At 55.6% G+C, this 13,372-nt stretch carries 7 protein-coding genes and 1 pseudogene; 5 read left to right on the forward strand and 3 right to left on the reverse strand.

Features of this window, described 5'->3' with window-relative positions:
- Positions 1 to 354 precede the first annotated feature (354 nt).
- From CPY51_RS29925 to CPY51_RS29945, 5 genes are all read left to right on the forward strand, one after another.
- A complete protein-coding gene (locus CPY51_RS29925) occupies positions 355 to 3,507 on the forward strand; it encodes an AAA domain-containing protein (protein ID WP_111164001.1) in 3,153 nt (1,050 codons plus the stop codon).
- On the forward strand, positions 3,479 to 4,918 hold the full coding sequence (locus CPY51_RS29930; protein ID WP_111164002.1) for a hypothetical protein: 1,440 nt from the start codon (positions 3,479 to 3,481) through the stop codon (positions 4,916 to 4,918). The genes CPY51_RS29925 and CPY51_RS29930 overlap by 29 nt, the downstream gene beginning before the upstream one ends.
- A 15-nt stretch (positions 4,919 to 4,933) precedes the next feature.
- Entirely contained in the window at positions 4,934 to 6,970 is a 2,037-nt protein-coding gene (locus CPY51_RS29935) for a chromosome segregation ATPase-like protein (protein WP_195909652.1), read from the forward strand.
- A 287-nt stretch (positions 6,971 to 7,257) separates the two neighbouring features.
- Positions 7,258 to 8,472, forward strand: coding sequence for a DUF2357 domain-containing protein (locus tag CPY51_RS29940; protein ID WP_244598828.1), 1,215 nt, complete (start codon positions 7,258 to 7,260; stop codon positions 8,470 to 8,472).
- A complete protein-coding gene (locus tag CPY51_RS29945) occupies positions 8,469 to 10,826 on the forward strand; it encodes a hypothetical protein (protein WP_111164004.1) in 2,358 nt (785 codons plus the stop codon). The genes CPY51_RS29940 and CPY51_RS29945 overlap by 4 nt, the downstream gene beginning before the upstream one ends.
- Positions 10,827 to 10,897: 71 nt before the next feature.
- On the opposite strand, the gene CPY51_RS33655 is transcribed toward CPY51_RS29945, so the two are convergent.
- The 3 genes and pseudogenes from CPY51_RS33655 to CPY51_RS29955 all read right to left on the reverse strand — a co-directional run bounded on the left by CPY51_RS33655 (position 10,898) and on the right by CPY51_RS29955 (position 12,819).
- Positions 10,898 to 11,098, reverse strand: a complete 201-nt coding sequence (locus CPY51_RS33655) for a hypothetical protein (protein ID WP_244598829.1) — start codon at positions 11,096 to 11,098, stop codon at positions 10,898 to 10,900.
- Positions 11,099 to 11,131: 33 nt separating this feature from the next.
- Positions 11,132 to 11,179: pseudogene (locus tag CPY51_RS33960) on the reverse strand (helix-turn-helix domain-containing protein); the annotation flags it as partial.
- Between the two features lie 164 nt (positions 11,180 to 11,343).
- The gene (locus CPY51_RS29955) at positions 11,344 to 12,819 is read right to left on the reverse strand and encodes an SNIPE associated domain-containing protein (RefSeq protein ID WP_244598830.1); all 1,476 of its coding nucleotides are present in this window, start codon (positions 12,817 to 12,819) and stop codon (positions 11,344 to 11,346) included.
- Positions 12,820 to 13,372 lie beyond the last annotated feature (553 nt).

Genomic DNA, 13,372 nt, shown 5'->3' on the forward strand with positions numbered 1-13,372 from the left:
TGGAAACCCTGCCATCTGTTCATCGATCGCCGTGGCCCCGCGCTTCATTTGTTATCATTCGTGCACGGCGACTTCGGAATTCTGGCGCCCCCTACCGGCACTATGTCGTGCCGTGCGCCGAGAATTGCACGCCGAAGAAAGCAAGGACGCTGTCCGTGATGCGTTGGGTTCGAGCCGTGACGAGAAAAGCACGCTCCATCTGATTTCCTTGGCGAAAGGCGGCCTGGCCAAAAAAGGTTGGGTATTTGGAGTTGCAGCCAGTTGACACAGGTCACCGTAATTGCAATTTCGAGTATGGGGACTTTTCATTTCGATGTGCTGCGTATCAACACGCGGTTGGGGCAATAACATTCAATGTCGGTACTGTTGCGGACAATATCGGCCTTTCCGACAGGGCGGACGACTAACGAACTTTTTGCGTTGCTCGACGTCGATTTTGATCCTCGCAGGCGCACGGAGATCTACGCGGAGCTCTCTGCCCTTAGCGCATCAGGCAAGGTTAGCAAGGGCCGGGATGGCAGATGGCGCCCAATTGCCACTGCTCGAAATCAAGCGATCCAGGTGTCGCCGGTTAATGGAGCCGACGATGTCAAAGCGGATGACAAACTGCTGCTGCCAGTTCACGCGACCTTTAAGAGTTCACCGGCAAAAGCGATCGAAGTTGATGCGACCGAGGCGGCCATCAATTTCGACCCAAACGCACTATTGCGTTACTATCGTTCTGCGCTGAGATCAGATCCACGTGGAGCCATTTCTCAAGTCGACGATCGACATGCCGTGCAGTGGCAGTTGTTCACCGGAATGGGACCACTGACGCCAGAAGATGGGCAGATCCTTACGATTTCGATCGTACTTGAAGACTTGCCAGACGAATTTCGAAAAGCGCTGGTTAAGCGCGAGGCCAACGAGCAAACCCTTGCGGTCGGCTGGCCGATAGCGATTGGGAAAAAGCAAGGAGTGCCTGTCGTTTGGCCGGTGGGGCTCATCAGTGCTGAATGGACACGAAGCACCGCGCATCTTGAGATTTCGATCGACACTGACGACATTGTCGTAAACCCAGATTGGATCAAGGGATCTGCTCGGGGTGCTAATTGGAACGAATCTGGTCTTCGAGAGGTGTTCACGCAGGCGGAGGGCTTAGGCTTTCGCCGCGATGACTTCCTATCGAGGTTGAAGGAAGCTGTTGCTGGCGCTTTCCGTGGAAGTATCTCTGGGCAACAGATGCGAATCGAGCTCGATCCGGCGACCGCTGGTATCTATGATATCGCCGCTCTCTTCCTACCGACTGACAGCACTTTCACGGCTGGGGCTGTACGCGACCTTGATACAATCGCTACGTGGGCTCCAGAAAGGCTTGCGTTAACAGCGCTTGCGCCGATCCTTGGCTTGAAGTCGCCAGCGACCGTGAGGGCAACCCCGGTTATCAACACCGGCGATTTGAACAAGGAACAGATCGATGCCGTGCGGCATTCTCTTGCCGCGCCCCTTACCGTGGTGACAGGTCCCCCCGGCACAGGCAAAAGTCAGGCGATCGTGTCGATTGCAGCATCGGTGTTAGCCGACGGTGGCAGTGTGCTTGTGGCATCAAAGAACCATCAGGCACTAGATGCTGTAGAAAGCCGCCTTGGCGGCATCGCACCTCAGTCTCCGTTTCTGGTCAGGACGCTGGATCCAGCACGCGATATCGATCAATCGTTTGATCAGATACTCGGGCTATTGGTCAGTGAGCCCACCAAAGGGGCTGCCGATCCCGATCTCGTTGTCCGGTCAAAGCTGTCCTCACTTGCACAAAACCGGACCCGAATCCTTGATCAAATCGACGAGCAGTCGCGGCTCCACAGCGCCATCGCTGAGCTATTGGAACGGATCGAAGCTCAGCAAGGCGCCGTTGCTGAACCCGAATTGCCGATCGTTTCGACGCCAGGGACCTTCTTGAGCCGACTGATTGATGCCTTGTTTCGCGCCATCGGATTTCGAAAAAAACAGACGGTCTCAAACGAGGTAGTCGGTGACATTGCGACAGTCGCTACATTGAAGCTGCGGTTGAGCCACCTGCGTTCGGAACTGGCAAGAATCGAAGTCAAGGGCGATCCGGTCGAGATTACCTTTGAGATTGGTGAACTGGCTCGGGAGCTATTGCCGAAAGTGCTTGCGTCTAAAGTCAACCTTTCTGAAGTCGATCGGCGGCGCCTGGGTGAAGAACTCGCCAACCTCGAACTTGCTCAAAGCTCGGGTCCATTGCCCCAGTCGCTCGCTGCAGACGTCGTAGGCCACCGCCCACTTTGGTTAGTTTCCGTCCTTGGAGCCGCACGGCGGGTGCCTCTTTCTGAGAGCTTGTTTGATCTTGCGATTTTCGACGAGGCAAGCCAATGCGATATCGCCTCTGCGCTCCCGATCTTCGCTCGCGCCAAACGCGCCGTCGTCGTGGGAGATAATCGACAGCTGTCTTTCATCAGCCAATTGGGGATCGCGCACGACCGCAACCTAATGCAGGCGCAAGACTTGCCAATATCCAAAATGGGTCGTTTCGCTCAGAGTCGCCGATCACTCTTCGATCTCGCAGACCTCACACCGGGCGCGGCGAAGGTCATGCTCCGAGACCAATACCGCTCCGCCGCCGATATCGTCGGCTACATTAATGAGCACTTCTACGGTGGCCAACTGCGCGTAGCAGGGGACCAAAACAAGTTGAAGGTTCCGGAAGGGTCGAAGCCCGGGATTGCATGGAACGACGTCCCTTCGCCCACCGCGCCAATGGTCGCGAATGTAAACAGTGCGGAGGTCGCGGCGATCACAAAACACCTACGACTGCTCCTTGATGAGCAGGCATATACCGGATCGATTGGGGTAATTGCCCCATTTAGACCGCAAGTTCACGCTCTGGAACAGGTGATCTATGCAGAGATAGGAAAGGAGCTTCGCGAAAAGGCGGAGCTTCGTGTTGGAACCGTTGATAGCTTCCAGGGGCAGGAGAGGGACCTTATTCTGTTCTCTCCTTGTTTGGGGTATTCCAGCGCCACAAGTGCGGTCACGTTCGTGCAAAGGGACTGGCGCCGCCTCAATGTTGCGATCAGCCGGGCAAGAGCGGTCGCTTATGTATTCGGCGACCTTGCGTATGCGAGGTCGGGTAAAGTTGGAAGCCTGCAACGACTGGCCGCCGCAGCGACGGAGCCGAAGGGGCGCGTGGGCGAGGGCACCTTTGACAGTAATTGGGAGCGGATCGTTGATGCAGCGCTCAGAAAGCGCGGTCTCAACCCAATTCCACAGTTCGAAATTGCGGGACGTCGTCTTGATTTCGCGCTGTTCGGAAGCGGCGACATCAAGCTCGATCTGGAGGTCGACGGTCGCCACTGGCATGCGGACACGGACGGAAAAAGGAAGCTCGCCGATTATTGGCGTGATCATCAATTGAAGTCCCTTGGCTGGAAGGTCCAGCGCTTTTGGGTGGACGAACTGGAAAAAGACTTGGAGAAATGCATTGAACGCGTCGCAGAACAACTTTCGTAAATCGCGGCGATTTACCTACATCGCTTTGACCCTCGGCCTACTTTCGGCCGCCGCGATAGGCGTCACACTTGTCCAGGTTGACGCTTTGGAGCGTGAATACGGTACGATGAGATCGGACATCCAGCGCTTCAATAACGAACGCGTGGAAGCGCTTGGTCGACGAGATTCTATTCTGTCGGAAATCTCCCAGCATAGCGTCGACGCTGATGGCATTCGCAAAACCATCTCAAACCTGACTGCAGAACGGGATCGTCTTGGTGCGGAGGTCAAACAGCAAACCGCATCACTGTCCGACGGGGCGGACAAGCTTCGGGCGGGCGAGGCGCAAGCCAAGGCCGCTGCCGACACGATCGCTGCGGCGGCACTTGCAGGAAAATCTCTAGCGAGCCTACAGTCGCAAAGCGTCGATCTGAACAAGAGGATCGTTGCCAATCAGTCCAAGTTCGACCAAACGAACGACGACGTCGCGCAGGCAGAAGACCAAAAGCGTGCCGCGGTTGACGCGTTGACAGCCCTAGAGAAGACCCGTCACGATAAGGAGGCGGAGATCGCCAGGCTGAATAGCCAGATCGACGATCTCGACGAAAAGCAACGCAAAGTTGCGGATCTCGACGCACGTCAAACGACCTTGGCTGGTCAGATCACCAAAATGACGAAAGATCTGGCTGAAAAGCAACGCGCGTCACAAGACATTAATGACGACATCGCAAAGCTGCAGGAACAGGCCGCGAAGGCTAAACTTGCCACCGCTAAAACAGTAGCCGACGCGACGCAGCTGGAGAGCAACCGGGCTGACCTTGCCAAGGAGGTCAGTGCTCTTGAGACTAAGAAGGCATCTTTGACCGGAGATTTGGAAAGCCTGACCTCCGCGGCAGAACGTACTCGAGGGGAGGTCGCGACGGCGGAAGGCAGAGGTAAAGCTGCGCAGGACGCCGTCGCAGAAGCTGAGAAGGCGTTACCTGTCCTAAAAGCTCAACTGAGTGACATGCAGGCGGAGTTCGCGACCATTTCAACCCAGCGGGATTCAGTTAAGACTGAGTTAGCGGGTTTGCAGGCCGCAAAGGCCAAAACTGCCATCGACAAAGCTGACACCGATCGAACGGCTTCAGAGAAGATTGCACTTGATAAAGTAGTTGCTGAACTCACGAGCCGCCATATGGAGTTAGCGAAAGAGCTTGAGCTCAGGCAGAGCGACCTGAATTCGATAAAGGCTGAGCTGGCGGATCTGAATGGTCGAAAAGGGGCACTGGTTCAGGAGATCGCGTCCTTGTCCGAGGCTAAGCAGGCTGAGCCCATCAAAGCCGCACCCGTCCAGCCAGTACCCCTCCAGTCAACGCCCGTGCAGCAAGGACTCGTCCAGTCAACGGCAGATAGCCAGCCGAGCGCGACGACCCAGCCCGATAAGCCTTAATATGAAAGTCTCGATATGCTGACCGGAAATATCTTGATCCTCCTTTTCGCCGCGCTGGCCGTTCTCTCTTTGATCGCGGTACAAACTGGCTTTGCGATCCTCCACGATCGCGCGGTGACCGCAGCAGGCCCCATGCGATCTTTGGAATCTCTACAGACCGCGCTCGACGATAAGCGCATGGCGCTGAGCGATATCGACAACGAACTCGGAGAGCGACGAAAGGCTCTCGCAAACATTGCTGATGTGCAAGCCGACTATGACGCCACCAAACGTCAGCTAGACGAACTGAACGCCGAGTGGCTTCAAAAGGACGAACGTCGGAATGAAATTCGGGCGCTGCGGGAGGAGATCGAGGCTGAGATCATCCATAAACAAGCGATCGATGCAGAGCTTGCCTCGGCTCGCGCTGATCTCGATGCCGTACACGATCGCCTTGCTGCAGCAGAACGCCTGTTTGCGCTCAACGACGAGATGAAACGAGAGCAGGCCGCCCTTGAGGCTAAGATTGCCGAGATGCGATCAGAAGCGACGGAACTCAGCGAAGCTCAAGAGCGCGTTCAACGACTCGAGGCACTATCCCACGAGTTAGGCCGCGATATTGCGCGGACGGAGGGGCTTCAGCAAGCAGCGTCAGCGGAACTTGCCCAGGTCAGGGAAAATCTCACTGCAGAGCGCCAGGCGACCGCAACCGCGCACTCCGATTTTACTCAAACAGCAGCAAGGATTGCCGCCGCGGAGGAGCGGTCGCGCTCGGTAGAGAGTGCGATCACGACCCTGGAAGACCGCCGTTCCTCCCTTATGGCGCAGCTCGCGCGGATGGAGGACACTGTCGCCGAAGAAGGAGGCAAGGATGCTCCTAGCCGCGAGGAAGCCGTGGCGGAGCGCCTTAAGGAGTTGACCTCCGTGCCGCCGGTGCTGGTCCATATGCGTGGCTGGACACATCGGGCTGCTGAAAACGAGGGCGATGCGATTAAGCGCGTTCTACAGCGATTGGATCAGAGTGGGCTGCACTATGATCGTCGTATCGTCTACGCCTTCCATACGGCCATGAAAACCAACGACACGACCCAGATGGCAGTTCTTGCTGGGATCTCGGGTACAGGCAAAAGTCAGCTCCCACGACAGTATGCTGCCGGTATGGGCATCGGCTTCCTGCAGGTACCAGTCCAGCCTCGTTGGGACAGCCCACAAGATCTGATGGGCTTCTATAACTACATCGAAAAGCGATATCGCCCGACTGATATGGCGCGAGCTCTATACAACCTTGATGTTCTCAACAATCCGAAGACCGAGTTCGCGGATCAGATGCTGATGATCCTCTTGGACGAAATGAACCTCGCACGCGTCGAATATTACTTCTCTGACTTCCTGAGCCGACTCGAGAGCAGACCGCCGTTCAACAATGTTAGTGACAAGTCCTTGAGGAAAGATGCTGAAATCGAGCTTGAAATTCCAATGCCGCGTGGCATGGACGCTCCACGTATCTTCCCGGGATACAATCTGCTGTTCGCAGGAACGATGAACGAGGACGAGAGCACGCAGTCCCTGTCTGACAAGGTCGTCGACCGCGCCAATGTTCTGCGTTTCTCCGCGCCGAAAACCATACGTACGACGCCTCAGAATGGCAATATCGCGGAACCTGAGTCCTTGTCAGCAGATCGTTGGCGCTCTTGGGTGCGCCCAGTATCTACCGTTGAGAACGATCGTCTGGTCACCGATAGCGTGGACCGTATGGTGGGTCTGATGAAAGGGTTCAAACGGCCATTCGGTCATCGTCTCGGTCGCGCAATGAAGGCCTATGTCGCAAACTATTCCTGGTTTGAAGGTGCCCAGGATTTCCGCGTGCCACTTGCTGATCAAGTCGAGATGCGTCTGTTGCCGAAGCTTCGCGGTATCGAGGTCGAGGATGGCAATGATCATGCGTTTTCCGAACTGATGAGCTTCGTAGGTGAAAAGTTGCAAGATGATCACCTTGCGAAGGCCATCGAAGATTCGATCCGTTCGGCGAAGGAGGGCTCTGGACAGTTCGTTTGGAATGGGGTCGCGCGGTAATGCTCCATCTCGGTAGGCCATGGGACCGCAGAGCTATTGCCAACGCGAGCTTCGGACCGAGTGATTGCTTGGTCAGCGAGGTTCGCGGCGAGGCCCCCAAAAACGGCGGCCACGTACGGCTCATGTCGGCTCACCTAAACGATGGACCGATCGAGTTCATCCTTCATCCCTATCCAAAGACGGCAAATGCTCAGCGCCCAGATCGGATTGGATTTCCAGTCCGTCCCCGTGGCGTGAAGGAGCATGAGACATCTGAAGAGCTGGCGGCGAGGGAACTTCTCCGCCGAATGAACGAGGTACTCGCAAGAGTACAAGAGCTTGGAGAAGCGCTTGACGATCCGCTTCACCTTTGGCCACGGCTGCGCGAATCCTGGGAGCGTGCAGAAAATGAAGAAGACCCGCGAATGGCCGAGATCGTTCGCCAGGCGCAGGACGTGCTTCCCCAGCTAAAAGCTTTGGAGCCAAGGATTAGACGCGTTCTCCGCCGCACGCGTGAGCTGACCTCCCTTGATCGCGTTCAGGAAATGGATCGCGCTTCTATGCGATGGCTGGTTCGCCAGCCTGGACGGACCACCGCGGAGAGGGCGGGGACGAGCCAACGTATCTTGGCAACGGTTCGACGTGAAAACTTCGACACCCCGGAGAACAGGGTACTTCACTCCTATTGTAAGCTAGCATTCCAAGTTGCTCGCGAATGGATGCAGGAGCATCCGCGTGCCAAGACCAGCCGCCGCTACGCGCAAGTTGAGCATTTCGGGCGCTTTTGTAAAACCTTTGCCCAAATGCTGGCAGATCTCGAGGTCAGTACCGCGGAGGCGGGAGTTATCCCGAATTACGTCCTCATGCAGGATCACAGTTACAACGCCATCTATGAAGCGTGGCGCCGTCTCCTTGAGGAGGACAAGGTCCTCGACGACCTGTGGGCATGGCAAGCGGAGACATGGACAGACTTTTCGGTTCTCGCCGTTGTGCTTGCATTGAGTGAATTAGAAGAAGCAGAGCTCGTTGCTCAGTCGCCTATTGTCTGGCGCTCCGAAGCTTCCGTTGGCCGATGGTTTGAGCAGGATCGTCCAATTGCGGTATTTTGGCTGAAAGATATCGGCCGCATCGTTGAGGTGCAGTCTCGACCGGAAACTCCGGGCCGGTTGCTTGCCCTGAGCCGTGCGCATGTTTCATTGCGAATATCGGACATCAACAAGGGAGGTTTGCCGCGACGCGTCGCAGTTTGGACTCCTCACTCGATGACTCGGCTGGACCTCGGAGATGCGGTCATGCGGGCGAACGAGCGCCTGCTTGAGATCCAGTCTTTCACTCAGACAGAGGTCTTGCGAAACGGCCTGATCCTTACGCCATCACACGGGATATTCGAATCCTGCCTAGCACGTGGAGCCAGAACACGAGTTGACGGGATTGCGCTTGAGGCTTCCGGCGATGGATTGCGGAAGGGACTAGACGCTATCCGGACGTTCGCTCGCAGTGAAATCTACGCGAACACACCATGAAGAAGCTCTGTGGCTACGATCTTAACGGATGGCGGGACACCGCAGCCCGGAACTGGGTTATTCTTCCTGATGGTGATGAAAAAGAGGTACCCTTGGCGATCGTCGAGGGCGGCATTTTCGGCGTCGTGGTCCAGACGGGTGCAAAGGCAGACGAAGGTCTTGTTGGCGGCGCCCAGGCTACGATTGCACCCCACGGACTTGGCGCAGGTTGGGGAACGATCGGGTCCTCGGAAAAACGCTTTAGGATAGCCGATCTGTTGACCGGCAATCCGGCGGTCGTGCATCTGACGGCGGCATTGAAGGGAATGTCGACGTTGGCAGGATTCGGGATCGCCAGCTTGGATGACCATGCGGATACCAGCGAGTTGCTCCAAGAGCGTCTTCTGACCGCTTTGCGAAAGGCCAAGATTGCAACGCCGCTTCTGGTTTGGAGATCGGTCCTCGCGACCCTCTCCGCCATCGAGGATGGCACTATTGCTGAGGGGCAAATCGTGGGAGTGATCTCCCACGTAGCAGACGGTCTCACCATTCAGCGGCTTCGTATCCGGCGCGAACGGAACTATGGCGACACAGTATTAGCGCCCGAGCGAAAATCAGTTGGAAAGTTGGTCAAATCGGAGTGGGGTTACCACAGCTTGGCGGAGCGTGCGAGAGAGGCAGTGGTCGCCGCATCTTCTAACGATCGGACTGATCATCTGAATTGGGCGCGTGCGAATGGTCGCCTCGCTCTTGGCATTTCAGCGCAACCCGAAGTTGTTCGGAAGACCAACGGTGACTGGGAAATCCTGAATCCGCAAGCGTCACTAAACATAAGCAATATTTCGGATCCGCCGAGCTTCAGCATCGATCTATTGGGTTGTGATATTCTCCTGCTGGAGACCCTTTCGCAAGGAACCGTTAGAGAGGCGTTGCATTCGGCCGTTTCAAAAAGTGCTGGGCGGGCTGTCTATCTCCTGAACGGAAATTCGGTGGCTGAAGGAGCGCTGCACGCCGCGAGACGGCTTAGCAAACGTGATCCGATATATTTCGATTTTTTGCCGCAGATATCGACAATCGTGCAACGACGGGATGGCGCCGAGAATTTCGATCTCGTCGCTTCGGACGAAACCCTTCCTGCGGGCGAGGTGTACAGAAGCCCGACGCCTGCTCGCTTGGCAATCCAAGCTGGGCAGGACCGGTTTTCAATTTTCCTCAACAAGGAAACGGCCGAATATCCACGCAAGGCCGAGGTCAACATCGGCGTCAAAGTCGATCAAACCACTCCCGTTGAGCTTTGGGTTGAACAGAGCCCGGCTTCAGGACGCGCAAAAATACTCGTCCATTCGCCGAAGCTTGGCCACCAGTTCCAAGTTGACTGGGATGGCGCTACTGAACTGGATCAACATTGGGACGAATTGCTCGAAGGCTTCAAGAAGCCAGCGCCGACAATTCCTGGCCGTCTAGTGCTCGCGTGCGGCATCGACGCTTGGAATGATAGCCCGCGTGGCGACGGGCTTGCTACTTTACTAGAAAAGAACGTCGATCGTGCCGTTGTCGATTGGATGTCGTTGGCAAACCGGCTCGCTGCTCGCCCAGGCGGGAAGTGCGCGATTTCGAGTGAAGGATTGATACCATCTGAAGTGGATGCGACATCCGTCTCTCGGCTTGACCGCCTTGTTGAGAGAGCACTCGAGGACGTCCGGCAGGGGTTGCAGGGCAGGGGAACAGGCACGCAATCTATACGCTTTCTGACCTGGCAATTTCGACGGTGCCCTGCCGAGGTGTCGGGTTGGTTGCTCGAAGCGTGGGACAAGGAAGTCCGGGGACATCCGATCTTCCGCCAAGGCCCACACTGGAAGCTCGCTTACCAGGGGCTCGGACGTATCGCCAGCGATCGGAACTTCGAGCTCCAGGCTATCCATAAAGTGCTCGGGAAGCCAATTGATGAATGGAAGTGGCAGAAGGAAACGGCCGCAATGGCGTTTCTTCTGTCGCGGTCGGAAACTGCTCCTCGACTTTTGACCCGCAAAGACGTGGAGCGGATAGCTAAACGAGCGCTTTTTGAGTTCAAGGATAATCTCGGCTCAACTTACACTCGTTTCCAGTACGCCCCGATGCTTCTGGTCGGTTTACTACGATGGCGCGTCGTTGAGCCATTCGCGCTGGTGGAGGGCCAAGATCCTGTAGCTGATGTATTGGTGAAGAGTGTCGAAAAAACGATCCTAGATCTGCGGCAAAGGGATCGGGCTAGGCCGCTGGCAAAATACGGCCGTATCCTTGAACAGGTTCTTGAAGAGCTCCGCGGCGAGGGGTCCAATCCGGAGCTGCTGCTCGATATTTATGGCGGCGCTGATAGCGGGGATGCGGACGGGTAGGCATGTGGCTTCTCCACGAAATAGAGCGCTAAGCCTATAGCGCTGGCGGACAAACTGGTTTGTGATTGCCGCTAGGAGGCTTTGCCAAGCGCCACCAGGAGCCCGATAACCGCACTGCGGACACCAGCATCTTTGATCTTCAGGAACGCCTTGTTCAGATAGATGCCTTCTTTGGAAATGGCAAAATCTTCTGACCCAAACTTACCAGAGCTAGTTAGGGCAGTTCCATCGTCGTCGCCAAATAGAGTTGCCACCTGCACACCCAACGCCATCGCGATTTGATGGAATCGACTGGAGCCTATTCGGTTGGTGCCTTTTTCGTATTTTTGGACTTGCCGGAACGTAACACCGATTCGGTCTGCAAGTCTGGCTCATCCCCATCAGCTTCCGACGTATGCGGACGCGGGCACCAACTTCACGGTCGACGACCTGAATGTTCTTCGGTTCAATATCCATAATTTCCGTATGGGCAAAAATTATGATCGAACTAAAGCAGGTATCGCACCTTGATTGCGCATCATATTGCGACCGGCAACCTCATCTCGCGCTCAAACTCCAAACTGGCGAGAGCGGCATTTCGTTTTGCTAGCGTTTCCCGATAGTCCTGAGCCTCGATGTCTTTGAAGAATGGCGCGTCGGGCGCCAACCGCTTTACGGCAGCTTCAACGTCGTCGAGACGGGCTCGGAAGAACTCTTTCCGGTAGTTTCTCGCGTTCACCCGTACCGCCTCGAATTCATTGTGTAGGGCCCGCTCCAACGTCGGCGCATTGTCGCTGTAAATAATGGCGTGCGTATCAAATATGAACGGCACGCTGGCGTCGCCAAGCTCTCGAACCCGATCAGACGGATCCAGTCGTCGCGTCAGGCCTATTTTTACAACATCCTCTCCAAACGAACCCACGTTAGAGATGATGTACACATAACCCGACCGCGTTTTCTCAGCCATAGCTTGTGCTCGCTCTACCTTGGCTTGAGCGTCGGCCAGATCTCGCTCAAGCATCGCTATCTGGGCGTTGAACGCCTCTAGTTTCGGACCGACTGCTCTTTCAGCCTCGAGACGCGCCTTGTCGAGGAGGCGCTGATATTTGGCTTCATCCTCCTCAGCTCGCTCCATATCACGAATGAGCTTCTGTTCTTCTTTCTGCGCCCGGACGAGCTCGGCCCGTTCGTCTCGCTCCGACTTAATCTTCTCTTTATATTCGTGGGTCAGATGTAGTTCTTGTAGCTTCAGCTTCAAATAGGACTCGGTTACGTTAATGCGGTTGGACTCGTTAAGTTTGTTGACCTGCGTAAACGCATTCACAATGCGCTTCTCCAACGCGTTGACGTTGTTCCATCGGGCGTTAGCAATGGCGGCGTCACATTCGCTGTTAAAAGCCCTGAGGCTCAGTTTGACATTGCGATTGGTCATGATCTGACCTTTGGCGGTGCTGCCGTCCAGTGTCCACGCTATCTGGCTTACGACCGCGGTCTTGCTGGAAACCATACCCTTCTGGATAATTCTGGAGGCTTCAATGCTTTCTTTGAAGGCTTCGCTATCGGTATAATCAAAATGAGGCTCGTAGACCCCCATCTCAGCGAAGGCCAGACGATCATCGAAGACGGCCACTTCGTTCAGCAGCCGGTCGTAGAGCGTCCTCTTATCCGAATAAGAAGCGCGAAGTTCGGAGAGAGCTGCCGTCGTCTCGTCGATCCGAACCTGGACCAGTGCAGCTTCTTTGTCCAAGTCGACAACCGGCTGGAAACGTTCTTCGAGTTCAACCAGACCGGCAGCAAGTGCGTTTCGCTCTCCCTCGAATTGTTGACCCATTTTCGCCGCTTGCGCTGCTGCGGCGCGACTTTCGGCGAGCGCCGACGACGTTTCCTGGAGCGTCCGCTCCAAGCGACGGCGTTTTTGGTTCTCCCTCACAGCAATATATACGAAGACCAGCAAGAGGACGGCGATGGTTGGGAGTCCAAAATTCATTCCGATGGCTAATTGGTCGCTCGTCATAAATTCCCCCAAGTCAAACGCAAGTCTGGGTAGCATATGCATCTAGCATTTCTTCGCAAAAATGTGGATGAGATTAATAGACAACAAAGTCCGGCCTAAGAATGTCGATCGAGCGTAGGGTTCCACATGCGATTATTGCACTTCAAAGCGGCAATGTTCTGCCCGACCTCCACATTTCAAAACCAAAAATCTACCCTAGTGTGAGGGCGTATGCACGACTGGCAGCGAGCGTAGTGCCGATTGAAACAATGTATCTAAGCCCTGTCTATTCCCTGAACCTTTGAAGCGCTTGCATACACCTTAGCCCAACGCTCTCCCTCATCAAACAAGCTGATCTAGCGCCGCTAGTGACTGAACCGCCAAAACGCCATCCTCGCTGTAGTTGGGCGATCGCCATCACTTTGGAATGAGGAAGCTGAGCATGAAGCTGTTGGCGTCACGCCATAATTCAAACATTAACAAATGGTTAAGTCCCATGGAGCCGCTGGAATAAGCGGCATTGATGGTCGATCGAAGTCGGAGTGCGCCATGCCAAAGCTCAACGAAATGCGAG

The organism is Arminella tubonensis, from assembly GCF_003240585.1.
GTDB lineage: Bacteria > Pseudomonadota > Alphaproteobacteria > Rhizobiales > Rhizobiaceae > Rhizobium > Rhizobium tubonense.

Excerpts from the sequence above, each read along its gene's own strand:
- CPY51_RS29940 (WP_244598828.1), top strand. The coding sequence starts at position 7,258 with ATGAACGAGGTACTCGCAAGAGTACAAGAGCTTGGAGAAGCGCTTGAC.
- CPY51_RS29935 (WP_195909652.1), top strand. The coding sequence starts at position 4,934 with ATGCTGACCGGAAATATCTTGATCCTCCTTTTCGCCGCGCTGGCCGTT.
- CPY51_RS29925 (WP_111164001.1), top strand. The coding sequence starts at position 355 with ATGTCGGTACTGTTGCGGACAATATCGGCCTTTCCGACAGGGCGGACG.
- CPY51_RS29955 (WP_244598830.1), bottom strand. The coding sequence starts at position 12,819 with ATGACGAGCGACCAATTAGCCATCGGAATGAATTTTGGACTCCCAACC.
- CPY51_RS29945 (WP_111164004.1), top strand. The coding sequence starts at position 8,469 with ATGAAGAAGCTCTGTGGCTACGATCTTAACGGATGGCGGGACACCGCA.
- CPY51_RS33655 (WP_244598829.1), bottom strand. The coding sequence starts at position 11,098 with ATGGCGTTGGGTGTGCAGGTGGCAACTCTATTTGGCGACGACGATGGA.